The following is a 21,797-nucleotide window of genomic DNA, read 5'->3' on the forward strand; positions in this document are numbered from 1 at the left end:
CGGCCGTGGGTGTGGGGCGGGGGGACTTCTGGGGGCGGAGCGTCTTCGGTGGGTGTGGGGCGCGCGGTGTGGGGCCGTCGGCAAGGGGGGACCGGTGGGAGGCAGGGGTGGGGACACCCGGCCGGGGCTCGGTGCTCGGCGGAGCCGTTACGCTGGATGCGTGGCAGTCGTCGATGTATCCGAAGAGCTGAAGTCCCTCTCCTCGACCATGGAGTCGATCGAGGCCGTCCTGGACCTCGACAGGATGAGGGCAGACATCGCCCTGCTCGAGGAGCAGGCGGCCGCGCCGTCCCTGTGGGACAACCCGGACGAGGCGCAGAAGATCACCAGCAAGCTCTCCCACCTCCAGGCCGAGGTCAGGAAGGCGGAGGCGCTGCGCGGCCGGATCGACGATCTCGCCGTCCTCTTCGAGATGGCCGAGGAGGAGGACGACCCGGACACCCGTGCCGAGGCCGAGTCCGAGCTGGCCGCGGTGCGGAAGGCGCTGGACGAGATGGAGGTCCGGACGCTGCTCAGCGGTGAGTACGACTCCCGTGAGGCGCTCGTCAACATCCGCGCCGAGGCCGGTGGCGTCGACGCCGCCGACTTCGCCGAGAAGCTCCAGCGCATGTACCTGCGCTGGGCCGAGCAGCGCGGTTACAAGACGGAGCTGATCGAGACGTCGTACGCCGAAGAGGCCGGCATCAAGTCGACCACCTTCGCCGTCCAGGCGCCGTACGCCTACGGCACCCTCTCCGTCGAGCAGGGCACGCACCGCCTCGTGCGCATCTCGCCCTTCGACAACCAGGGCCGGCGCCAGACCTCCTTCGCGGGCGTGGAAGTGCTGCCCGTGGTCGAGCAGTCCGACCACGTCGAGATCGACGAGAGCGATCTCCGGATCGATGTCTACCGGTCCTCGGGCCCGGGCGGTCAGGGCGTCAACACCACCGACTCCGCGGTCCGCATCACCCACCTGCCCACCGGCATCGTCGTCTCCTGCCAGAACGAGCGGTCGCAGATCCAGAACAAGGCCACCGCCATGAACGTCCTCCAGGCCAAGCTGCTGGAGCGGCGCCGGCAGGAGGAGCAGGCCAAGATGGACGCCCTCAAGGGCGACGGCGGCAACTCCTGGGGCAACCAGATGCGTTCGTACGTGCTGCACCCGTACCAGATGGTCAAGGACCTGCGGACGGAGCACGAGGTGGGCAACCCGGAGGCCGTGTTCAACGGTGAGATCGACGGGTTCCTGGAGGCCGGCATTCGCTGGCGCAAGCAGCAGGAGAAGTAACTTTGTCGACTTGACAGCCCATAGGACAACTGCCGCCCGAGGGGCGGCAGTTGTCTTTTGTCTGGGTTTTACATCACACTCACAGGCTTCAACTCGCCGCAAACAGCCCCCGAAAGGACATTGCGCCCGCAACGGCCTTGACGTTGCTTTGAAAAATCGGAAGGGTTAAGCGCGGCATGCGTACCTTGGGGCGCATGTGAACCGGGGGAATGAGTTGACGCGGTCTTCGTCACCGGCTGCCTCCCGTCGATCACGGCACGCCCCAGGCGCCGCCTCATTGACGATCAGCTACTGGGGGTAGCAACCACATGACGAAGAAGACGCGGATCCGGGTCGCGCGGATAGCCGCCGGCGCCGTGATCGCGGCCGGTGCGTCACTGACCGCAGCCGGCGCGGCCTCCGCCGCGGGCATCGATGTCCAGGCGGGCCCGATCAGCCTGGGCGTGCACGCCAACGGCGAGGGCGACAACGGCGGCACCGACGGCGGTGACGGCGGCTGCGACCTCGGCGTCTGCACCACGACCGGCGGCACGGACGGCACCGGCGGCACCACGACCGGTGGCACCGACACCACCGGCGGTACCGACACGACGGGTGGCACGGACACCACCGGTGGCACCGACACCACCGGCGGTACCGACACCACCGGTGGCACCGACACCACAGGCGGTGACGTCACCATCGGCGGCGTCATCGGCGGCGGCACCACCACGACCGGCGGCGACAACGGCACGGGCGGCACCACCACCACCGGTGGCGACAACGGCACCGGCGGCACCACCACCGGTGGCGACAACGGCACCGGTGGCGGCAACGGCACGGGCGGCACCACCACCACCGGCGGCGGCAGCACCGGCGGTTCCACCACCACGGGCGGCGGCAGCACCGGCGGTTCCACCACCACGGGTGGCGGCAGCACCGGCGGCTCCACCACCACGGGAGGCGGCAGCACCGGCGGTTCCACCACCGGCGGCAACAACGACAAGCCCAACGGCGGCAACGGCCCCGCCACCCAGGACCAGGGTTCCTCGCAGCTCACCGACACGGGCTCCGACACCCAGACCCAGGACAAGGGCCACGGCAAGCAGCTCGCCGAGACCGGTGCCGGCCAGACCGCGTTCCTGCTCATCGGCGCCGCGACGATGATCGCCGGCGGTATCGGCTTCCGCGTCCTGCCGCGTCTGGCGGGCGGCCGGGGCGGCGCGGCCGCGTAACCGTACGGTCACGCAGCGCGCCGACACGCAGACGTGAGGGCCCGGAGCTCAACGCTCCGGGCCCTCACGGCTTTTCTGAAGCTTTTCTTACGCCTGGTGGCCTCAGGCCGTCTGATGCGCCAGCAGCGCCACCGCGGCGATCAGCACCGCCAGCAGTGCGATCAGCGCCATCGGGTTCACCCCGCCCAGGAAGCCCTCTTGCTGCAGTCGCTCGCGGTTGGCACGGCACACCGGGCACCGGCCCTCGCTCACGGGCGCCGCGCAGTTCGCGCACACCAACCGGTCGTACGTCATGCGCTCGCCCTCCTCGCACCGGCCATCACTCGTACAACGCCCACGGGAACGAGAACGTTCCCCCTCCACTGTGCCAGGTTCACGGAGTGCGTGCGCGGGGCCCGGGAGAGCCGGGCGGGCACCGATGCCGGTACAAAAATGTACAAGCCTTACCCAACCTCGACCTGCGACTGCACTTGCACACCCGGTTCGCGTATGGTCACGCTCATCTACCCCCGGCGACCCGTGGTGCATCCGTGATCCGATTCGACAACGTCTCCAAGGTCTACCCCAAGCAGACCCGCCCCGCACTCAGGGATGTCTCCCTCGAGGTGGAGAAGGGCGAGTTCGTGTTCCTCGTGGGGTCCTCCGGCTCCGGAAAGTCCACCTTCCTGCGGCTGATCCTCCGCGAGGAGCGGTGCAGCCACGGCCAGGTGCACGTGCTGGGCAAGGACCTCGCGCGCCTCTCCAACTGGAAGGTGCCGCAGATGCGCCGCCAGCTGGGGACGGTGTTCCAGGACTTCCGGCTCCTGCCGAACAAGACCGTCGCGGAGAACGTGGCCTTCGCCCAGGAGGTCATCGGCAAGTCCCGCGGCGAGATCCGCAAGTCCGTGCCGCAGGTGCTCGACCTCGTCGGGCTCGGCGGCAAGGAGGACCGGATGCCCGGCGAGCTGTCCGGTGGTGAGCAGCAGCGCGTGGCCATCGCGCGGGCCTTCGTCAACCGGCCCAAGCTGCTGATCGCCGACGAACCCACCGGCAACCTCGACCCGCAGACCTCCGTCGGCATCATGAAGCTGCTCGACCGCATCAACCGGACGGGTACCACGGTCATCATGGCGACGCACGATCAGAACATCGTGGACCAGATGCGCAAGCGCGTCATCGAGCTGGAGAAGGGCCGCCTCGTCCGCGACCAGGCCCGCGGCGTCTACGGCTACCAGCACTAAGCAAGTTCACGACGGAAAGGCTCGACAAGACGCCATGCGCGCCCAGTTCGTCCTGTCGGAGATCGGTGTCGGTCTCCGCCGCAATCTGACGATGACCTTCGCCGTCATCGTCTCCGTCGCCCTGTCCCTGGCGCTCTTCGGCGGCTCGCTGCTGATGAGCGACCAGGTGAGTACCATGAAGGGCTATTGGTACGACAAGGTCAACGTCTCGATCTTCCTGTGCAACAAGCACGACGCCGACTCGGACGTCAACTGCGCCAAGGGCGCGGTCACCGAGGACCAGAAGAACCAGATCCTCGCCGACCTGAAGAAGATGCCGGTCGTCGAGAAGGTGGCGTACGAGTCGCAGGACGAGGCGTACAAGCACTACAAGGAGCAGTTCGGCAACTCCCCGCTGGCCAGCTCGCTGACGCCGGACCAGATGCAGGAGTCGTACCGGATCAAGCTCAAGGACCCGCAGAAGTACCAGGTGATCGCGTCCGCCTTCAACGGGCGCGCCGGTGTGCAGTCCGTGCAGGACCAGAAGGGCATCCTGGACAACCTCTTCACGCTGCTGAACCTGATGAACCGCGGGGCGCTCGGCGTGATGGCGATGATGCTGATCGTCGCGCTGCTGCTGATCATCAACACCGTGCGCGTCTCGGCGTTCAGCCGCCGGCGCGAAACCGGGATCATGCGCCTGGTCGGCGCCTCGGGCTTCTACATCCAGGCACCGTTCATCGCCGAGGCCGCGGTGGCCGGGCTCATCGGCGGCGGCCTCGCCTGCGTGGCCCTGGTGGTCGGCCGGTACTTCACCATCGACCACGGCATGGACCTCGCCCACCACCTCACCCTCATCAACTTCGTCGGCTGGGACGCGGTGTTGACCAAGCTGCCGCTGATCCTCGCAACCAGCGTTCTCATGCCGTCACTTGCGGCGTTCTTCGCGCTGCGCAAGTACCTGAAGGTGTGACGCATGCCAAGAGGGCCGTACGGGCATCCGCCCGTACGGCCCTTCGCGTTGTCCTAGACTCACCGCCATGTCAGGCCACGACCTGTTCTGTCCGCCCCGCCGCTTCCGCCGCGGGGCCGCCCTGACATTGGTCTTCGCCGGCGTCCTGGTCACCGGCGCCGCCACCGGCTCCTTCCCGGAACCCGACGCCGCCGCACCGGTGGCGTCCGCCCGGAAGGCCGCTTCCTCCCCGAAGGGTGCGGCCACCGGGCACGAGGACGTGCAGAAGGCCGCCGCCGAGGCGATGGCCGACGGCAAGTCCCCGATGGAGGCCGCCGAGCGGGCCGTCAGCCGCAGCGGGGACCGCTGGGGCGCGGTGTACAGCGAGGGCGAGTACCAGGAGTTCCAGGAGTCCCTCGAGGGCCGCTACACCGGCGTCGGCCTGTGGGCGCGGCGCGAGCGGGACGGCCGGATCGAGGTGACCAAGGTCCAGCCGGGCTCGCCGGCCGCCGCCGCGGGGATCCGCACGGGCGACCGGCTGCGCAGCGTGGACGGCGAGCGGGTCGACGGCCGTCCGGTCACCGACGTGGTCTCCTTACTGCGCGGAGACGCCGAGGACGCGCCCGCCGGTACGGCCGTGACGCTCGGCCTGCAGCGCGGCACGCGCGCGTGGACCGAGACACTGCACCGGGCCCGCCTGTCCACCGACGCCGTGACCGTGCACCGGCTGCCCGGCGGGGTCACCGTCATCAGGATCGCCGCGTTCACCAAGGGCTCCGGCGCCGCCGTACGCGCCGCGGTACGGCGGGCCCCGGCCGACGCCGGGATCGTGCTCGACCTGCGCGGCAACTCGGGCGGCCTGGTCACCGAGGCGGTGGACACCGCCTCCGCCTTCCTCGACGGCGGCCTGGTCGCCACGTACGACGTCGACGGCGCCCAGCGCTCCCTGCACGCCGACCCCGGCGGCGACACCACCCGGCCCCTGGTCACCCTGGTCGACGGCGGCACGATGAGCGCGGCCGAGATGCTCACCGGGGCCCTGCAGGACCGCGGCCGCGCGGTGGTGATCGGCTCGCGCACCTTCGGCAAGGGGTCCATCCAGATGCCGACGACCCTGCCCGACGGCTCGGTGGCCGAGCTGACCGTCGGCCACTACCGCACCCCCTCCGGCCACGCGGTCGACGGCCGGGGCATCACCCCTGACCTGGAGGCGGGCTCGCAGGCCCTGACGCGGGCCGAGACGGTTCTCACGGGGCTGGGCGACGCGTCGTAGCCCCTCGTCATCACCCGTAATCGGCTGTACGCGCACCCCCGGTGTGGTGCCAAAATGGTCGGCACTATGGCTAAGGAAAAAGGGCGCAAGCTGATCGCGCAGAACAAGAAGGCGCGGCACGACTACCACATCCTCGACACCTACGAGGCCGGTCTGGTCCTCATGGGCACCGAGGTGAAGTCGCTGCGCCAGGGGCGGGCCTCGCTGGTCGACGGCTTCGTGCAGCTGGACGGTCACGAGGCGTGGCTGCACAACGTGCACGTCCCGGAGTACAGCCAGGGCACGTGGACCAACCACAGCGCCCGCCGCAAGCGCAAGCTGCTGCTGCACCGGGCGGAGATCGACAAGCTGGAGTCCAAGTCCCAGGAGACGGGTCACACGATCGTGCCCCTCGCCCTGTACTTCAAGGACGGCCGCGCCAAGATCGAGATCGCGCTCGCCAAGGGCAAGAAGGAGTACGACAAGCGCCAGACCCTGCGCGAGAAGCAGGACCGGCGCGAGGCGGACCGCGCGATGGCGGCGGTCCGGCGCAAGCAGCGGGGCTAGCGGCGCGGCCGGTGGGAATACGCTGGCACGGGCCTGCGTTGTTCCCGTACGATGGCACCAGCACCGGACGTCAGCGCCCGGTGTGAACCTTGAGAAATCAACATGGGGATGATCGGTTTCGACAGCGGCTGTCGAAGCAGGGGAAGCGTGTCGAGGAAGCGGCCATGATCTCGTAAACCACAGGCCGAAAAAAATAATCGCCAACACCAAGCGCGATTCCTTCGCCCTCGCTGCCTAAGTAGCGACTTGCGAAGTGTCAGCCCGGGGCTGTTCCCGACCCGGATCCTGGCATCAGCTAGGGAACTAAACCTCGATCCCGGTCACGGGGTGAAGAGGGAAACCAAACAGTGACTGGGCCCGTCGGCGACTTGTTCGCGTGATCGCCGGGGCCGAGAAAAGCGAAGCGGACTGCACACGGAGAAGCCCTGATTCCGCACCGTTGGACGCGGGTTCGATTCCCGCCATCTCCACGAGGCCCCTCCGGGGGTTCAGCCCCATGTAACGGCCCCGTCGCTTTCAGCGGCGGGGCCGTTGGCGTCGGGCAGCGCCGTGGGGGTGCGTCGCCATTGCCGGGTGCGGGCGGGTGGTGGGTTGCTCGCGCAGTTCCCCGCGCCCCTAAGGGAGCTGCAGCGCCGTCGGCTTCAAGGTCGTGCCGCCTGCGCGGGTGAGCGAAGCCACCCCCAGCGCCAGCGTGGCTCCGGCCGCTGGTACGAGGTATGCGGAGGCCGGCGAGAGGTGCTCCGCCGCCCAGCCTCCCGTCGCCGAGCCGCACGCGATCCCCGTCAGCAGCCCCGTCACCACCAGGCTCATCCCCTCGTTGAGCCGGTCCTCCGGTGTGCGGCGCTGTACCAGGGTCATCGCCGTGACCATCGTCGGAGCCGTCGCCATCCCCGCCACCAGCAGCGCACCCGCCAGTGCCCACAGGGAACCGGTGAGGCCCGCGGCCAGCCAGGGCAGGGTCATCAGCGCGGCCATCGCCGCCAGGCAGTGGCCGAGCCGTACCCCCGCCGGCCGTACCGCCCCGTACACCAGGCCCGCCGCACAGGAGCCCGCCGCCTGCAGGGCGAGGACCGCGCCGGCCGCCGTGCGGTGACCCTGCGCGTCGGCGTAGGCGATCGTGACGACCTCCATGGAGCCGAACACCGCCCCGGTGGCGGTGAAACAGGCCAGCAGTGGCGGGATGCCCGGGCTGCGCAGCGGCGAGGGTGCCTGGGAACGGGCCCGCGGCGGCGGCTCGGTGCTCCGCTGGGCGGTGAACAGGAGCATGCCGGCGAACAGCAGCCCCGCGCCCGTGAGCGTGCCCGCCTCCGGGAAGAACGTGCCGGTGAGGAAGGAGGCCAGCACCGGGCCGAGCATGAAGCACAGCTCGTCCGCGGCCTGTTCGAAGGAGTTCGCGGCGTGCAGCGCGCCCGGCTCGTCGCGCAGCAGATGGGCCCAGCGGGCGCGGGACAGGCCGCCGATGTTGGGGGTGGCCGCGGTGAGGGCGTAGGCGGCGAACAGGGTCCAGTCCGGGGCGCCGTAGCGCACGCAGAACAGCAGAGCCAGGCTGCCGAGCACGGAGACGAGCGTGGCCGGTACGGCGACCCGGGCCTGCCCGTGCCGGTCCACGAGGCGGGCGACCCAGGGCCCGGCCAGCGCGGTCGCCGCGAGACCGGTCGCGGTGACGGCACCGGCCAGGGCGTAGGAGCCCCGCGAGCCGGCGATCATCACGACGGCGCTCACGCTGAACATGCCCATGGGCAGCCGGGCGAGGAGGTTGCCGGTGGTGAAGGCGCGGGCACCGGGGAGCGAGAAGAGGCGGCGGTAGGTGCCGGTGGTCCTGGACATGACGGAAGGCATGGATTCACCCTCGCCCCGAGTGGATCACGGGGTCCAACACCTTCTCGGTGCCGATTCACGCACGTGCGTTGTAAGTTCACGGTCATGCCCGCCCCCGCCGACATGGACCCCCGTCTCCTGCGCGCCTTCGTCGCCGTGGCCGAGGAACTGCACTTCACCCGGGCCGCGGCCCGTCTGTACGTCGCCCAGCAGGCGCTCAGCCGGGACGTACGGCGGCTGGAGCGGGAGCTGGGCGCCGAGCTGTTCGTGCGGACGACCCGGCAGGTGACCCTGACCGCGGACGGCGTACGGCTGCTGCCGCACGCCCGGCGGGTCCTCGCCGCCCAGGACGACCTGCTCGCCGCCTTCGCCCCCGGCCGGTCCCGCCCGCTGCTGGTGGACCTCAACTCCGCGGGCCTGGTCACCGGCCGCCGGGTGCTGCACCGGGCCCGCGAACTCGCCCCGGACTGCGAGCTGATGGCCCGTTACGAGAGCGGTCTGACCGGGGCGGCCGCCGAGCTGCTGGCCGGCCGGCTGGACGCCTCCTTCGGCCGTTTCGCCGGCCTGGACCCGGCGCTGCGCTCCGGTCTGGAGCAGCAGCCGGTGCGGTACGAGCCGATGGCCGTCGTCCTGCCCGAGGACCATCCGCTGGCCGCCCGCGCCGAGGTGCCGGTGGCCGCGCTGGCCGGCGAGACCGTGTACGCCGGTGCCGGGAACCCGCGCACCCTGGAGTGGACCGACCTGGCGACCCGGCTCTTCGAGGGGCGGGGCATCCGGCTCGCCGCGCCCCTGCCGCTGGCCGTCGGGGACGAGGAGTTCGTGCGGATCATGGCCAAGAACCGGCATCCGGTGCTGGCCGTCGTGGACTTCCCGGCGCTGCCCCGCACGGTGCGCAGGCCGCTCGTCGATCCCGTCCCGCTGTCGCCGGTCTCCCTGGTGTGGCGCAAGGGGCTGGTCCATCCCGGGCTGGACGCGCTGCGCCGGGCGGCGGCGGAGCTCGCGGGGGAGCAGGGGTGGCTGCGGCGGCCCGCCGGGGGATGGATTCCCGCCGTCGACGCCGGTGTCATGCACCCGTGAGCGGGCCTCACCGACCGGTCCCCGGCAGAGTGAGAGCAACGTTCCCTTCCGGTCACCCACAGCCACAGACAGGAAACGCGCCCTCCCTACCTTCGGGCTGAGTCAGTCGATGGCAGGTCGACGGCAGACCTGGCAGCCGTAGCCCCCGTGGAGGCGTGATGACAGCCCCAGCCCCAACAGCCCCAACCCGTCGCAGTGGCCGCTGGATCGAGCGCTGGGACCCGGAGGACGAGGGATTCTGGAAGGCGACCGGGGAACGGATCGCCAATCGGAACCTGTGGTTCTCCGTCCTCTCGGAGCACATCGGCTTCTCCATCTGGACCCTGTGGTCCGTCCTCGTGCTGTTCATGGGCCCGGAGTACGGCCTCACGCCCGCCGACAAGTTCCTGCTGACCTCGATGGTCACCCTCGTCGGCGCGGTCGTGCGCGTCCCCTACACCTTCGCCGTGGCCGTCTTCGGCGGCCGCAACTGGACGATCATCTCCGCGAGCCTGCTGCTCATCCCGACGATCGCGGCCTTCGCGGTCATGAAGCCGGGCACGTCCTTCACCACGTTCCTGGTCGTCGGCCTGCTGGCCGGCATCGGCGGCGGCAACTTCGCCTCCTCCATGACCAACATCAACGCCTTCTTCCCGCTGAGGAAGAAGGGCTGGGCGCTGGGCCTGAACGCGGGCGGCGGCAACATCGGCGTGGCGGCGATCCAGCTGGTGGCCCTCGCGGTCATCGGTGCCGGCGGCGGCCCGCGCGTCCTGCTGGGCATCTACATCCCGCTGATCGTCGTGGCCGCCGTGCTCGCCGCCGTCTTCATGGACAACCTGGCGACGGTGAAGAACGACACCGGCGCGGCCAAGGACGCCGCGAAGGACGCCCACACCTGGATCATGTCGTTCCTGTACATCGGCACCTTCGGCTCCTTCATCGGCTACAGCTTCGCCTTCGGCCAGGTGCTGACGAACCAGTTCGGCCGGACCCCGCTGCAGGCGACGTACCTCACCTTCATGGGCCCGCTGCTCGGCTCGCTGGTCCGGCCCATCGGCGGGCGGCTCGCGGACCGCTTCGGCGGCGCCCGCATCACCCTGTGGAACTACGTCGCCATGGCCGCCGCCACCGCCGTCCTGGTCGCCGCGAGCCAGCAGAAGTCGCTGCCGCTGTTCGCCGGCGTGTTCGTGGTGCTGTTCGTGCTCAGCGGACTCGGCAACGGCTCGACGTTCAAGATGATCCCGGGCATCTTCCAGACCAAGGCCCTGGCCAAGGGCCTGGAGGGGGAGGCGGCGGTGCTCTACGGCCGGCGCCTGTCCGGCGCCTCCATGGGCCTGATCGGCGCGGTCGGCGCGCTCGGCGGGGTCGGCATCAACCTGGCCTTCCGCCAGTCCTTCCTCTCCTACGGTTCCGGAACCGGGGCGTTCGTCGCCTTCCTCGCCTACTACGGGGTCTGCTTCGCGGTGACGTGGGCCGTATACCTTCGCCGCCCGGCGCGCGAGGCGGTGCAAGCTGCGGCTTCGGAGACGAAGGCGCAGCTCAGCTACGCGGAAGTGTGACGTAACACCGGTGCAATGAAGCCGAACCGAGCCTGTCACGCGCCGTTGACAGGCTCGATTCGCGCGCCGGCCAGCTAGGAGAGCCTCCATGTACGACGAAGAGCAGCACCCCGGGCCCCGTGGCGCCCTTGAGCACGGTCCGCTCGCGGGATTCACCGTGGGCGTCACCGCCGCGCGCCGGGCCGACGAGCTGGGCGCCCTGCTCCAGCGGCGCGGTGCCGCCGTCCTGCACGCACCGGCCCTGCGCATCGTGCCGCTGGCCGACGACGGCGAGCTCCTCGCCGCGACGAAGGAGATCATCGACCAGGTGCCCGACGTGGTCGTGGCCACCACGGCGATCGGTTTCCGGGGCTGGATAGAGGCCGCCGACGGCTGGGGCCTGGGCGAGCAGCTGCTCGGCGGGCTGCGCGGCGCCGAGCTCCTGGCCAGGGGCCCCAAGGTCAAGGGCGCGATCCGCGCGGCCGGGCTGACGGAGGAGTGGTCGCCCTCCTCGGAATCACTGGCCGAGGTCCTGGACCGCCTGCTGGAGGAGGGCGTCGACGGCCGCCGTATCGCCGTACAGCTGCACGGCGAACCGCTGCCCGGCTTCGTCGAATCCCTGCGGGCCGGCGGGGCGGAGGTCGTCCCGGTCCCGGTGTACCGGTGGATGCCCCCGGAGGACGTCACCCCGCTGGACCGCCTGCTGGACGCGACGGTCTCCCGCTCCCTGGACGCGCTGACCTTCACGAGCGCGCCCGCTGCCGCGTCCCTGCTCTCCCGGGCGGAGACCCGGGGTCTGCTGGAGGAGCTCCTGTCGGCCCTGGCGCACGACGTCCTGCCGGCCTGCGTGGGCCCGGTGACGGCGCTCCCCCTCCAGGCCCACGGTGTGGACACGATCCAGCCGGAACGCTTCCGCCTGGGCCCCCTGGTCCAGCTCCTGTGCCAGGAACTCCCGGCCCGTGCCCGCGCGTTGCCGATCGCCGGGCACCGGGTGGAGATCCGGGGCCACGCGGTCCTCGTGGACGGCGACCTCAAGCCGGTCCCCCCGGCCGGCATGTCCCTGCTCCGGGCCCTGTCCCGCCGCCCCGGGTGGGTGGTCCCCCGGGCGGACCTCCTGCGCGCCCTGCCGGGCGCGGGCCGCGACGAACACGCGGTGGAGACGGCGATGGCGAGGCTTCGTACGGCCCTCGGCGCGCCGAAGCTGATCCAGACGGTGGTCAAGCGCGGCTACCGCCTGGCCCTCGACCCGGCTGCGGACGCGAAGTACGCGGACGCGTAGCCGGGCCCCGGCCTCAGGCCAGAAACGAATCTCGTTCAATGCTGCACAATGGGCGGCGGATAAAATCGGCCACAATAATCCGGCCAAAATCGAGCCGCACCTTCGAGTGGGTTTTTCCCGAAAAATACTCAACCGAATATTGCGGCCGCGCCAACACCTCCCGGGCCGCGTGGACACTTGTTGACATGCTTCCTGCTGAACTGCATGATCAAGAATGTAAGTGATCATGGAAGTGAAGGGGGAAGAATGTCTTCGCGGTACGTGGCCGGGGTTGAGGGAATATGCGAGTCCCTCTCGGAGAACAGTTACGACCTGATCCCCGGTGACCGGGTGAAGGAGCTGCTCCTGGCCCGGTCCGAAAACGCACTGGACGATCTGGACGCCTTCCGCGAATCGTGGAACAGGATGCCGCTCGACGGCTACATGGCCGACGGGGGCCGCTACCGGCGCCGGCGCCACGCCACACTGAGCGCGCCGCGCGCCGGAGACGACTACCGGGTGGAGCCTCGGCAGCCGCACTACCAGACGCTGGACTACAACACCCTCAACGGCGGGGTCGCCCGGCACTACGAGCCGTTCGAGGACGACATCCTCCGCGGCAACACGATGGACGGCCTGGTCCGGCTGGGGGCGGGTGTCTTCGGCCGCCTCGCTCCCTACTCGGCCTGGCACATCGAGGCGCACCAGTTCCGTATCGAGGTGAACGGCGAGGAGATCGGCAAGCCCACCCCCGAGGGCGTTCACCGGGACGGTGTCACCTTCGTACTGATGGCGATGATCGGCCGCAAGAACGCCATCGGCGGCGAGAGCACCATTTTCAACCTGGAGAAGGAGCCGGTGGCGAAATTCACGCTGTCCGACGTCCTGGACGTCGCCCTCGTCAACGACGAAAGGGTTTACCACGGCGTCTCGCCCATCGAGCAGGTGGATCCGCAGACCCCCGCCTCGCGTGACGTACTGGTGATCACCTACCGTCACAAGGCCTGACATCACCATGTGTGCGGGGGGCGCGTGTCGGCGCCCCGCACGTCTCACGTCGTTCGAGCGAGGAAACGGGGAAAGGCAAGTGGGCCAGATCATCGCCGTCGCGGTCATCACCATTCTGGCTGTCATCAGTCCCGGCGCGGATTTCGCGATGACCGTCCGCAACAGCTATCTGTACGGACGCACCGCGGGGGTCCTCGCGGCGGTCGGCATTTCCCTCGGGGTGCTGGTCCACGTCACCTACACCATGCTCGGTGTGGGCCTGCTGGTGTCGCGGACTCCGGCCCTGTTCACCGCGATGAAGCTGATCGGCGCGGCCTACCTGGTGTTCATCGGGTACAAGACGTTCATCACCAAGGCCCAGGTGGACATCGACCTGTCCGACGGCAGCGGCCTCTCGAAGGCCGGGGCCCTGCGCACCGGGTTCCTGACGAACGCGCTCAATCCCAAGACCATGCTCTTCGTACTCAGCACCTACACCCAGGTGGTCAGCGCCGATACCCCGGTCGCCCAGCAGATCGGTTACGGCCTGTTCATGTCCGTCGCCCATCTGGTCTGGTTCGCGCTGGCCGCGACCCTGTTCTCCAACCAGAGCCTGCGCACCCGGTTGCTGCGGCGGCAGTCCGTGCTGAACAAGGTGATCGGGACGGTGCTCGTCGGCCTCGGCATGGCCCTGGCGCTCACCCCGTCAGTCCAGTGACACCGGCTCCACGCGGGGCTCGGCGATGGACCGGTAGTCGGCCGTCGACAGCGCGAGCGACCGATCGAGCCGGGCGGCGTTGAAGTAGAACTCCGGGTGCACCAGCAGCCCGGGGTCGACGATCAGCTCCAGCCGCTCGTCGAAGGACAGGGGCAGGATGGTGCCGCTGGGGGAACCGGCCAGTTCCTCGGCGATGTCGGGGGAGGCGAAGGAGGCGTAGGTGCCGCCGTAGAGCGCCTTCACCGCCCCCAGGTCGACCCGCTTGTCCCCCGGCACGACCACCAGCGCGTGGCGCTTCTCCTTCTTGCCGATCTTGACCATGACGATGATGCACTTGGCGGCCTGGTCGAGTGAGTGGCCGCGGAGCCGGCTGACCGCCTCGGTACCGCCCTCCGGGGCGTGCTCGATCACCCGATACGTCGCCTGGTGCTCATCGAGCAGGGCGAGCAGCTTGCCGTAGGTGTCGTCGGCGTCGTCCGAACCCATCGGATCCTCCTGATTCGGTGTTCAACTGGGCTGTTGATCTCCTGAGTTGACCTTATCCCCAGCGTGGCGCCGGACGGGGAGGTGATCAGCCGGTACGAGGGGTTCCGGCCGCGGCCCCGGGCGGGCACTGTGAAGGGGAGAGCCCCTCGGAGAACAGCCCCACGCTTCCTGCCTAGGCGGTGACAGGCACATGGCACTGGGTACGGCGACACCCCCGTACGAGCCGCGGTTCGACGCCGGACGGATCTGTCTCGATCTGCTCGCGACCACACATCCGGCCGAACGGCTGGACGGCGTCGAGGTGTTGTGCGCGTGGATCCGCGGGGTGGGACTCGTGCCGGAGGGGACGGCGCTCGGCCGGGCCGACGCCTCCTGGCTGGTGGGGTTCCGTGAACTGCGCTCCCACATCGGGCAGTTGGTGCGCAACCCGCACGCACCGGACACGTCGTCGTACGAGAGGGCGCTGCGGCGGGTCAACGAGGTCGCGCACGCCGAGCCCCCCGCCCCGCGTGCCGTACGCGGTCCGGACGGCGGACTCACCAGGGAGCTGGCCGACCCGCCGACCTGCGCCGGGCTGCTCGCGGTCGTCGCACGGGACGCCGTGGACCTGCTCACCGATCCCGTCGTGCGGGCGGCCGTCCGGGAGTGCGAGGGGGACAACTGCCCGCTCGTGTACGTCGACACCTCCCGGGGGCGGCGCCGGCGGTGGTGTTCCAGCGAGGTCTGCGGGAACCGGGAGCGGGTGGCCCGGCACCGGCGGCGGGCCGCGCTCGCGAGAGCGTGATTTCCGTAACACCGAGTTTGGATGCCCTGTACACGGGAATCGGCGAGCATCCCGGATCGCGTGTCTGAAATGTGAAGATCAAGTGGTGGGATTGTGGTCGCATGTCCCGCTCGTCACGTCACCCCCGAGAAAACTGTCACCTCCGTTTGAACACCGCGCCACTTCCTTCCGTACGGGTGGGCGAGCGACCGACTGGGGGAACCCCCGGACACCGGAGGTGGGCGTGCGCAAGGATGCGGCCGTGGCCAATGAACGTGGATCGAGGGCCCGACATCGCATGTCCTCACAGCCCTCGGAACCTGATGAGGAGCTGATGCGTGCGCTGTATCGAGAGCACGCCGGACCCCTGCTCGCGTATGTCCTGCGCCTGGTCGCCGGTGATCGGCAGCGCGCCGAGGACGTCGTACAGGAAACGCTCATCCGTGCCTGGAAGAACGCCGGTCAGCTCAATCGGGCGACCGGTTCGGTACGCCCCTGGCTGGTGACGGTCGCGCGCCGCATCGTCATCGACGGCCACCGCAGCCGGCAGGCCCGGCCGCAGGAGGTCGATCCGTCGCCGCTGGAGGTCATCCCCGCGGAGGACGAGATCGACAAGGCGCTGTGGCTGATGACGCTGTCGGACGCGCTCGACGACCTGACCCCGGCCCACCGGGAGGTACTCGTCGAGACGTACTTCAAGGGGCGTACGGTCAATGAGGCGGCCGAGACGCTGGGCATACCCAGCGGCACGGTGCGCTCTCGGGTGTTCTACGCCCTGCGATCGATGAAGCTGGCACTGGAGGAGCGGGGGGTGACGGCGTGATGAGCAGTGGATACGGGGGGATGCAGGGATTCGGCACGGGTGGTCCGGGTATGTCTGGCCCCATGAACCCCAGTTCGGGATCTCCGGTGCCGAGCGAGCACGAGACCGTCGGCGCCTACGCGCTCGGGATTCTCGACGACGCCGAGGCAACCGCTTTCGAGGCACACCTCGCCGGCTGCGAGTGGTGCGCCCAGCAGCTGGACGAGCTCGCCGGGATGGAGCCGATGCTGGCCGCGCTGGCGGATCTGCCGGGCTCCGGCAGCAGCCCCGCGATCGGCGAGTCGCTGTCCGCCAAGCCCAGCCCGCGGCTGGTGGAGAAGCTGGTCGACGAGGTCGCGGAGAAGCGCGCCCAGAAGCGCCGCCGCAGCTTCTACATGATCGCCGCGGCGGCCGCGCTGATCATCGCCGGACCGCTGGCCGCGGTGGCGGTGAACAGCGGGTCGGGCGGCGGGCAGGTCACCGCGTCCGCGGCGCAGACCACCTTCGAGTCCATGCCCGACAGGAAGTCCGCCACGGACCCGGCGTCCCAGACCAGCGCCACCATCGCGATGCAGCAGAAGGACTGGGGCACCCAGGCGGTCCTGGAGCTGAAGAACGCCAAGGGGCCGCTGAAGTGCTCGCTGGTGCTCGTCGCGAAGAACGGGCAGCGCGTGACGATGTCCTCCTGGTCCGTGCCGAACTGGGGCTACGGCATCCCGGACGGGAAGACGCCGGAGTCCAGGAAACCGCTCTACATCGGCGGCGCGGCGGCCTTCAAGCCCAACGAGATCGACCACTTCGAGGTCGTGACCTTCCAGGGCAAGAAGCTGGTGCAGGTGCAGGCGTAGCCGCTTTGGGGGCTGCGCCCCCGGACCCCGCCGATTCCGGATGTGTGTTGTCCGTTGTCGGCTGCGGCTTCGTTGTGGCTGGTCGCGCAGTTCCCCGTGCCCCTGGGGAACTGCCGCCCCGTAGCTTTGATGGGTCCCCTTGACGTACGGTTGACGGCTGCCCAGCACGTCAGAAGGGGGCCCGGTGGCCGCTCAGGTTCAGCAGTCCGCGGTCGGCCCGGCACACGACGGACAGGATTCCGTCCGTGACCGGGAGATCGGCATCGAACAGGAACACCTGGACCGGGTGTACCGGCGGCTCGAGGAGAAGATCCACGAGGCCGAGTTCCTGATGCACGACGCGGCCAAGCGCGGCCAGGTCGGCACCCCCGGCGCGCTGGCCGAGCGGGACGCGCAGGTCTTCCGCGCGGGCATCCACCTGAACCGGCTGAACAACGAGTTCGAGGACTTCCTGTTCGGGCGGATCGACCTGCTGCTCGGCAAGGACGGCAAGAAGGGCCCGGACGGCGCGTACACGGCCGTCGAGCCCGCGGAGGGCGCGGTCCGGCCCGACAACACCGCCGACATCGCCGAGACCCTGCACATCGGGCGGATCGGCGTGCTCGACGAGGACTACTCGCCGCTGGTCATCGACTGGCGGGCGCCCGCCGCCGCGCCCTTCTACCGGGCCACAGCGGTGGAGCCCGGGCGCGTCGTACGGCGCCGGGTCATCCGGTCCAAGGGGCGCCGGGTGCTCGGCGTCGAGGACGACCTGATGCGGCCCGAGCTGACCGCCCGCCTCGACGGCCGTGAGCTGCCCGTGATCGGCGACGGCGCCCTCATGGCCGCCCTCGGCCAGGCCCGCAGCCACACCATGCGGGACATTGTCTCCTCCATCCAGGCCGAGCAGGACCTGGTCATCCGCGCCCCCGCCGCCTCGATCACCTATGTGGAGGGCGGCCCGGGCACCGGCAAGACCGCCGTCGCCCTGCACCGCGCCGCCTACCTGCTCTACCAGGACAGACGCAGATACGCGGGCGGCATCCTGATCGTCTCCCCGACCCCGCTGCTCGTGGCCTACACCGAGGGCGTGCTGCCCTCGCTCGGCGAGGAGGGCCAGGTCGCGATCCGCGCGATCGGCTCGCTGGTCGACGGTGCGGAGGCCACGCTGTACGACTCCCCGGCCGTGGCCCGCGCCAAGGGCTCGCACCGGATGCTGAAGGTGCTGCGGAAGGCCGCCCGGGGCGCCCTGGAACTGGGCCCGGCAGGCACCGGCGCGGTGGGGCAGCTCGCCCTGGACGACGGCAGCGAGGACACCGACGAGACGGCCGGCGCCGACGGCAGGGCGGCGCGGGCCTTCAGCGGGCCGCCGTCCCGCCTCCGCGTCGTCGCCTTCGGACGCCGTCTCGAGCTGGAGGCGGAGGAGCTGGAACGCATCCGCCGTACGGCCCTCGGCGGCACCGCGCCGGTCAACCTGCTCCGCCCGCGCGCCCGCAGGCTGCTGCTGGACGCCCTGTGGGCCAGGTCCGGGTCGGCCGCCCGGCACACCGACCCCGAGCTGGCCGCCGAACTGCGCTCCTCCTTCGACGAGGACGTCACGTCCGAGGACTCCTTCCTCGCCTTCCTCGACGCCTGGTGGCCCGAGCTGACCCCGAAGGCCGTGCTCGCCGCCATGGCCGACGAGAAGCGGCTCGGCCGCTGGGCCCGCCGGATCCTCAACCCCGGCGAGGTCCGCAAGGTGGCCCGCTCGCTCCAGCGGGACGGGTACTCCGTGCACGACATCGCCATGCTGGACGAGCTCCAGGCGATCCTCGGCGCCCCGGCCCGGCCGCGGAAGAAGCGCGAGCTCGATCCGCTGGACCAGCTCACCGGGCTGGAGGAGCTGATGCCGGTGCGCGAGGAGTCGCAGCGGGAGCGGGCCGAGCGCCTGGCGCAGGAGCGCACCGAGTACGCGCACGTCATCGTCGACGAGGCCCAGGACCTCACCCCCATGCAGTGGCGCATGGTCGGCCGCCGCGGCCGGCACGCCACCTGGACGGTCGTCGGCGACCCGGCCCAGTCCTCCTGGTCCGACCCGGACGAGGCCGCCGAGGCCCGCGACGAGGCCCTCGGCACCCGGCCCCGGCGCCGCTTCGAGCTGACCGTGAACTACCGCAACCCGGCCGAGATCGCCGAGCTGGCGGCCAAGGTGCTCGCGCTCGCCATGCCCGGCTCCGAGGCGCCGAGCGCCGTGCGGTCCACCGGGGTCGAGCCGCGGTTCATGGTCGTACGGGAGTCTGTCGGGGCCACCGTGCGCGCGGAGGCCGAGCGGCTGCTGGAGCTGGTGGACGGCACGGTCGGCGTGGTCGTCGCCATGAACCGGCGCGCGGAGGCCCGGCGCTGGCTGGACGGGCTCGGCGACCGGGTGGTGGCGCTCGGCAGCCTGGAGGCCAAGGGGCTGGAGTACGACGCGACGGTCGTCGTGTCGCCCGCGGAGATCGCCGACGAGTCCCCGGCCGGGCTGCGCGTGCTCTACGTGGCGCTGACCAGGGCCACCCAGCAGCTGACGGTGGTGTCGGGGGAGCGGGACGAGCCGGATGCGGCCGGGGTGCCGGACCTGCTGCGGGACTGACTTCCTGTGAACATCCGGCACGGGAATGGCCCCGGGGCGCCGGTTTGTTAGCCTTGGTGTGGCACCGGCCCGATCCAAGCCCCCGGGCCCAACCTTCGTCCCTGCGAGGGACCACTTGCCGCGAGGCGAGCATGGCGGGTCGGTGTCATGAGCGTGAGAGAGACCCACGTCGGATGTGACGTGGGTCTCTTTCTTTGCCTGATCTTCTCTCGTATGGTGGAAGTGGTTTTCCGAAATCATGCGGGAGCCTTGCACCGCTCATGAACAAAACGTCCGCAATCCAGGGCGACTACCACGTACTCCGCGGTAGGTGCGACGATCGGACGGCACAACTCGCGACACGGTGAAAGCAGAGGAAGTCGGCCATGGCAACGGCGCCCAGCGTCTCCTACTCGATGACCATCCGGCTGGAGGTGCCCGCGAGCGGAACCGCCGTCTCGCAGCTCACCACCGCGGTGGAGTCCTCCGGAGGCTCGGTGACCGGCCTCGACGTCACCGCGTCCGGGCACGAGAAGCTCCGTATCGACGTCACCATCGCGGCCACCTCCACGGCCCACGCCGAGGAGATCGTCGAGAAGCTGCGCGGTATCGAGGGCGTCACCCTCGGCAAGGTCTCCGACCGTACGTTCCTGATGCACCTCGGCGGCAAGATCGAGATGCAGTCCAAGCACCCCATCCGCAACCGTGACGACCTGTCCATGGTCTACACGCCCGGCGTGGCCCGCGTCTGCATGGCCATCGCCGAGAACCCCGAGGACGCCCGCCGCCTCACCATCAAGCGCAACTCCGTTGCGGTCGTGACGGACGGCTCCGCCGTGCTGGGCCTGGGCAACATCGGCCCCAAGGCCGCGCTGCCCGTCATGGAGGGCAAGGCGGCCCTGTTCAAGCGCTTCGCCGGCATCGACGCCTGGCCGATCTGCCTGGACACCCAGGACAGCGACGCGATCGTGGAGATCGTCAAGGCGATCGCCCCCGGGTTCGCCGGCATCAACCTGGAGGACATCTCCGCCCCCCGCTGCTTCGAGATCGAGGCCCGGCTGCGCGAGGCCCTCGACATCCCGGTCTTCCACGACGACCAGCACGGCACCGCGATCGTCGTCCTCGCCGCCCTGACCAACGCACTTCGCGTCACGGACAAGGCGATCGAGAACATCCGGGTCGTGATGTCCGGCGCCGGCGCGGCCGGTACGGCCATCCTCAAGCTGCTGCTCGCCGCGGGCGTGAAGAACGCCGTCGTCGCCGACATCCACGGAGTCGTCCACTCCGGCCGCGAGGACCTGGTGAACGCCCCGGCCGACTCGCCGCTGCGCTGGATCGCCGACAACACCAACCCCGAGGGCCTCACCGGCACGCTGAAGGAGGCCGTGCGCGGCGCCGACGTGTTCATCGGCGTCTCCGCCCCGAACGTCCTCGACGGCGACGACGTGGCCGCCATGGCCGACGGCGCCATCGTGTTCGCGCTCGCGAACCCCGACCCCGAGGTCGACCCCGCAATCGCCCGGCAGACGGCGGCCGTTGTGGCCACCGGCCGCTCCGACTTCCCGAACCAGATCAACAACGTGCTGGTCTTCCCGGGCGTCTTCCGCGGCCTGCTGGACGCCCAGTCCCGCACCGTCAACACCGAGATGATGCTGGCCGCCGCGAAGGCCCTCGCCGACGTGGTCAGCCAGGACGAGCTGAACCCGAACTACATCATCCCGAGCGTCTTCAACGACAAGGTCGCGGGCGCCGTGGCGGGCGCGGTCCGCGAGGCCGCCAGGGCGGCGGGCGCGACCGCCTAGCCACCCGCCACGCCGCTCTGCCGGGTGACGGCGGAGCGGCGGCCGGGCGACGTCCCGGTGACGGCGTGCCGTACTGTGCAGGGGCTGTGAGGATCACCACGGCGGCCCCTGCACCGGCGCGTCGTGGAACCAGCCGATGCCGGGCGCACTCTAGGGTGACGCCGAGCGGGCGCTTTTCGTGTGACTCCCCAGGGTGTTCTCACGACTCCTACGGGTGCCGGATTGGCTTTACCGCCGCAGGTAGGGGCAGGATGCGTCCCTGGGCGCGAGCGCATCGGCATCGCAGTGCCTCGGGCGTCTCCGCCGCAAGGCACACCCCAACGGCAAGAAAAACACGGGAGTAACAACATGAACCGCAGTGAGCTGGTGGCCGCGCTGGCCGACCGCGCCGAGGTGACCCGCAAGGACGCCGACGCCGTGCTGGCCGCGTTCGCCGAGACCGTCGGCGAGATCGTCGCCAAGGGCGACGAGAAGGTCACCATCCCCGGCTTCCTGACCTTCGAGCGCACCCACCGTGCCGCTCGCACCGCGCGCAACCCGCAGACCGGCGAGCCGATCAACATCCCCGCCGGCTACAGCGTGAAGGTCACCGCGGGCTCCAAGCTCAAGGAAGCGGCCAAGGGCAAGTAAGCGCTCCGCTTCGAGCGCCGGTCCACCGAAGCGCCGCTGCGGTGGAGCGCCGTGGGCGGCTGCGGGCCCGT

20 protein-coding genes and 1 other RNA gene are annotated in these 21,797 nt (G+C 70.3%); 18 read left to right on the top strand and 3 right to left on the bottom strand.

Annotated features, from left to right (window positions below):
- The first annotated feature begins 160 nt into the window (after positions 1-160).
- Both prfB and FB563_RS18790 read left to right on the top strand, forming a co-directional pair.
- Positions 161-1,267: a peptide chain release factor 2 gene (prfB, locus tag FB563_RS18785; protein ID WP_142218806.1), complete on the top strand. Its 1,107-nt coding sequence runs from the start codon at positions 161-163 to the stop codon at positions 1,265-1,267.
- 308 nt (positions 1,268-1,575) lie between these two features.
- Entirely contained in the window at positions 1,576-2,481 is a 906-nt protein-coding gene (locus FB563_RS18790) for a hypothetical protein (protein ID WP_055707747.1), read from the top strand.
- 102 nt (positions 2,482-2,583) lie between these two features.
- Here FB563_RS18790 and FB563_RS18795 read toward each other — a convergent pair whose 3' ends face one another.
- Positions 2,584-2,775 carry a hypothetical protein gene (locus FB563_RS18795; RefSeq protein WP_023550109.1) on the bottom strand — a complete coding sequence of 64 codons (192 nt, stop codon included), beginning with the start codon at positions 2,773-2,775 and terminating at the stop codon, positions 2,584-2,586.
- Between the two features lie 236 nt (positions 2,776-3,011).
- On the opposite strand from FB563_RS18795, the gene ftsE reads away from it, so the two are divergent.
- The 5 genes from ftsE (at position 3,012) to ssrA (ending at position 6,924) form a co-directional block, all read left to right on the top strand.
- Complete coding sequence (ftsE, locus tag FB563_RS18800; protein ID WP_055707746.1) at positions 3,012-3,701, top strand: cell division ATP-binding protein FtsE; 690 nt, start codon at positions 3,012-3,014, stop codon at positions 3,699-3,701.
- Positions 3,702-3,735: 34 nt separating this feature from the next.
- Positions 3,736-4,653: a permease-like cell division protein FtsX gene (gene ftsX / locus FB563_RS18805; RefSeq protein WP_055707745.1), complete on the top strand. Its 918-nt coding sequence runs from the start codon at positions 3,736-3,738 to the stop codon at positions 4,651-4,653.
- A 67-nt stretch (positions 4,654-4,720) separates the two neighbouring features.
- Positions 4,721-5,905 carry a S41 family peptidase gene (locus FB563_RS18810; RefSeq protein WP_079048907.1) on the top strand — a complete coding sequence of 395 codons (1,185 nt, stop codon included), beginning with the start codon at positions 4,721-4,723 and terminating at the stop codon, positions 5,903-5,905.
- A 66-nt stretch (positions 5,906-5,971) separates the two neighbouring features.
- A complete protein-coding gene (gene smpB / locus FB563_RS18815; RefSeq protein ID WP_055707743.1) occupies positions 5,972-6,451 on the top strand; it encodes an SsrA-binding protein SmpB in 480 nt (159 codons plus the stop codon).
- Positions 6,452-6,555: 104 nt separating this feature from the next.
- Positions 6,556-6,924: a transfer-messenger RNA gene (gene ssrA, locus FB563_RS18820) on the top strand.
- Positions 6,925-7,066: 142 nt separating this feature from the next.
- On the opposite strand, the gene FB563_RS18825 is transcribed toward ssrA, so the two are convergent.
- The gene (locus FB563_RS18825) at positions 7,067-8,290 is read right to left on the bottom strand and encodes an MFS transporter (RefSeq protein ID WP_234357847.1); all 1,224 of its coding nucleotides are present in this window, start codon (positions 8,288-8,290) and stop codon (positions 7,067-7,069) included.
- A gap of 84 nt (positions 8,291-8,374) precedes the next feature.
- On the opposite strand from FB563_RS18825, the gene FB563_RS18830 reads away from it, so the two are divergent.
- The 5 genes from FB563_RS18830 (at position 8,375) to FB563_RS18850 (ending at position 13,826) form a co-directional block, all read left to right on the top strand.
- Entirely contained in the window at positions 8,375-9,346 is a 972-nt protein-coding gene (locus tag FB563_RS18830) for a LysR family transcriptional regulator (RefSeq protein WP_055707741.1), read from the top strand.
- A 158-nt stretch (positions 9,347-9,504) separates the two neighbouring features.
- Complete coding sequence (locus FB563_RS18835; RefSeq protein WP_055707740.1) at positions 9,505-10,884, top strand: nitrate/nitrite transporter; 1,380 nt, start codon at positions 9,505-9,507, stop codon at positions 10,882-10,884.
- Between the two features lie 88 nt (positions 10,885-10,972).
- Positions 10,973-12,142: a uroporphyrinogen-III synthase gene (locus tag FB563_RS18840; RefSeq protein WP_055707739.1), complete on the top strand. Its 1,170-nt coding sequence runs from the start codon at positions 10,973-10,975 to the stop codon at positions 12,140-12,142.
- 246 nt (positions 12,143-12,388) lie between these two features.
- Positions 12,389-13,129, top strand: a complete 741-nt coding sequence (locus FB563_RS18845; RefSeq protein WP_055707738.1) for a 2OG-Fe dioxygenase family protein — start codon at positions 12,389-12,391, stop codon at positions 13,127-13,129.
- A 79-nt stretch (positions 13,130-13,208) separates the two neighbouring features.
- Positions 13,209-13,826, top strand: a complete 618-nt coding sequence (locus FB563_RS18850; RefSeq protein WP_055707737.1) for a LysE family translocator — start codon at positions 13,209-13,211, stop codon at positions 13,824-13,826.
- Here the strand turns inward: FB563_RS18850 and FB563_RS18855 are convergent.
- Positions 13,815-14,312, bottom strand: a complete 498-nt coding sequence (locus FB563_RS18855) for a YbaK/EbsC family protein (protein ID WP_055707736.1) — start codon at positions 14,310-14,312, stop codon at positions 13,815-13,817. The genes FB563_RS18850 and FB563_RS18855 overlap by 12 nt on opposite strands.
- A gap of 190 nt (positions 14,313-14,502) precedes the next feature.
- Between FB563_RS18855 and FB563_RS18860 the strand changes: the two genes are divergently transcribed.
- From FB563_RS18860 to FB563_RS18885, 6 genes are all read left to right on the top strand, one after another.
- Entirely contained in the window at positions 14,503-15,096 is a 594-nt protein-coding gene (locus tag FB563_RS18860; protein ID WP_055707735.1) for a CGNR zinc finger domain-containing protein, read from the top strand.
- Between the two features lie 217 nt (positions 15,097-15,313).
- The gene (locus FB563_RS18865; protein ID WP_030167252.1) at positions 15,314-15,898 is read left to right on the top strand and encodes a sigma-70 family RNA polymerase sigma factor; all 585 of its coding nucleotides are present in this window, start codon (positions 15,314-15,316) and stop codon (positions 15,896-15,898) included.
- Positions 15,899-15,960: 62 nt separating this feature from the next.
- On the top strand, positions 15,961-16,725 hold the full coding sequence (locus tag FB563_RS18870; protein ID WP_234357846.1) for an anti-sigma factor family protein: 765 nt from the start codon (positions 15,961-15,963) through the stop codon (positions 16,723-16,725).
- A 184-nt stretch (positions 16,726-16,909) separates the two neighbouring features.
- Positions 16,910-19,315 (top strand): HelD family protein, encoded by a 2,406-nt coding sequence (locus FB563_RS18875; RefSeq protein ID WP_055707733.1) that lies wholly within the window; start codon positions 16,910-16,912, stop codon positions 19,313-19,315.
- Positions 19,316-19,680: 365 nt separating this feature from the next.
- The gene (locus tag FB563_RS18880) at positions 19,681-21,096 is read left to right on the top strand and encodes an NAD-dependent malic enzyme (protein ID WP_055707732.1); all 1,416 of its coding nucleotides are present in this window, start codon (positions 19,681-19,683) and stop codon (positions 21,094-21,096) included.
- Between the two features lie 348 nt (positions 21,097-21,444).
- Positions 21,445-21,726: an HU family DNA-binding protein gene (locus tag FB563_RS18885; protein ID WP_023550134.1), complete on the top strand. Its 282-nt coding sequence runs from the start codon at positions 21,445-21,447 to the stop codon at positions 21,724-21,726.
- Positions 21,727-21,797: the final 71 nt, after the last annotated feature.

Origin of the sequence: Streptomyces puniciscabiei (assembly GCF_006715785.1) — a bacterium.
In the GTDB taxonomy this organism is placed as follows: domain Bacteria; phylum Actinomycetota; class Actinomycetes; order Streptomycetales; family Streptomycetaceae; genus Streptomyces; species Streptomyces puniciscabiei.

Excerpts from the sequence above, each read along its gene's own strand:
- FB563_RS18790 (WP_055707747.1), top strand. The coding sequence starts at position 1,576 with ATGACGAAGAAGACGCGGATCCGGGTCGCGCGGATAGCCGCCGGCGCC.
- FB563_RS18795 (WP_023550109.1), bottom strand. The coding sequence starts at position 2,775 with ATGACGTACGACCGGTTGGTGTGCGCGAACTGCGCGGCGCCCGTGAGC.
- ftsX (WP_055707745.1), top strand. The coding sequence starts at position 3,736 with ATGCGCGCCCAGTTCGTCCTGTCGGAGATCGGTGTCGGTCTCCGCCGC.
- FB563_RS18810 (WP_079048907.1), top strand. The coding sequence starts at position 4,721 with ATGTCAGGCCACGACCTGTTCTGTCCGCCCCGCCGCTTCCGCCGCGGG.
- smpB (WP_055707743.1), top strand. The coding sequence starts at position 5,972 with ATGGCTAAGGAAAAAGGGCGCAAGCTGATCGCGCAGAACAAGAAGGCG.
- FB563_RS18825 (WP_234357847.1), bottom strand. The coding sequence starts at position 8,290 with ATGCCTTCCGTCATGTCCAGGACCACCGGCACCTACCGCCGCCTCTTC.
- FB563_RS18830 (WP_055707741.1), top strand. The coding sequence starts at position 8,375 with ATGCCCGCCCCCGCCGACATGGACCCCCGTCTCCTGCGCGCCTTCGTC.
- FB563_RS18835 (WP_055707740.1), top strand. The coding sequence starts at position 9,505 with ATGACAGCCCCAGCCCCAACAGCCCCAACCCGTCGCAGTGGCCGCTGG.
- FB563_RS18840 (WP_055707739.1), top strand. The coding sequence starts at position 10,973 with ATGTACGACGAAGAGCAGCACCCCGGGCCCCGTGGCGCCCTTGAGCAC.
- FB563_RS18845 (WP_055707738.1), top strand. The coding sequence starts at position 12,389 with ATGTCTTCGCGGTACGTGGCCGGGGTTGAGGGAATATGCGAGTCCCTC.
- FB563_RS18855 (WP_055707736.1), bottom strand. The coding sequence starts at position 14,312 with ATGGGTTCGGACGACGCCGACGACACCTACGGCAAGCTGCTCGCCCTG.
- FB563_RS18860 (WP_055707735.1), top strand. The coding sequence starts at position 14,503 with ATGGCACTGGGTACGGCGACACCCCCGTACGAGCCGCGGTTCGACGCC.
- FB563_RS18870 (WP_234357846.1), top strand. The coding sequence starts at position 15,961 with ATGAACCCCAGTTCGGGATCTCCGGTGCCGAGCGAGCACGAGACCGTC.
- FB563_RS18880 (WP_055707732.1), top strand. The coding sequence starts at position 19,681 with ATGGCAACGGCGCCCAGCGTCTCCTACTCGATGACCATCCGGCTGGAG.
- FB563_RS18885 (WP_023550134.1), top strand. The coding sequence starts at position 21,445 with ATGAACCGCAGTGAGCTGGTGGCCGCGCTGGCCGACCGCGCCGAGGTG.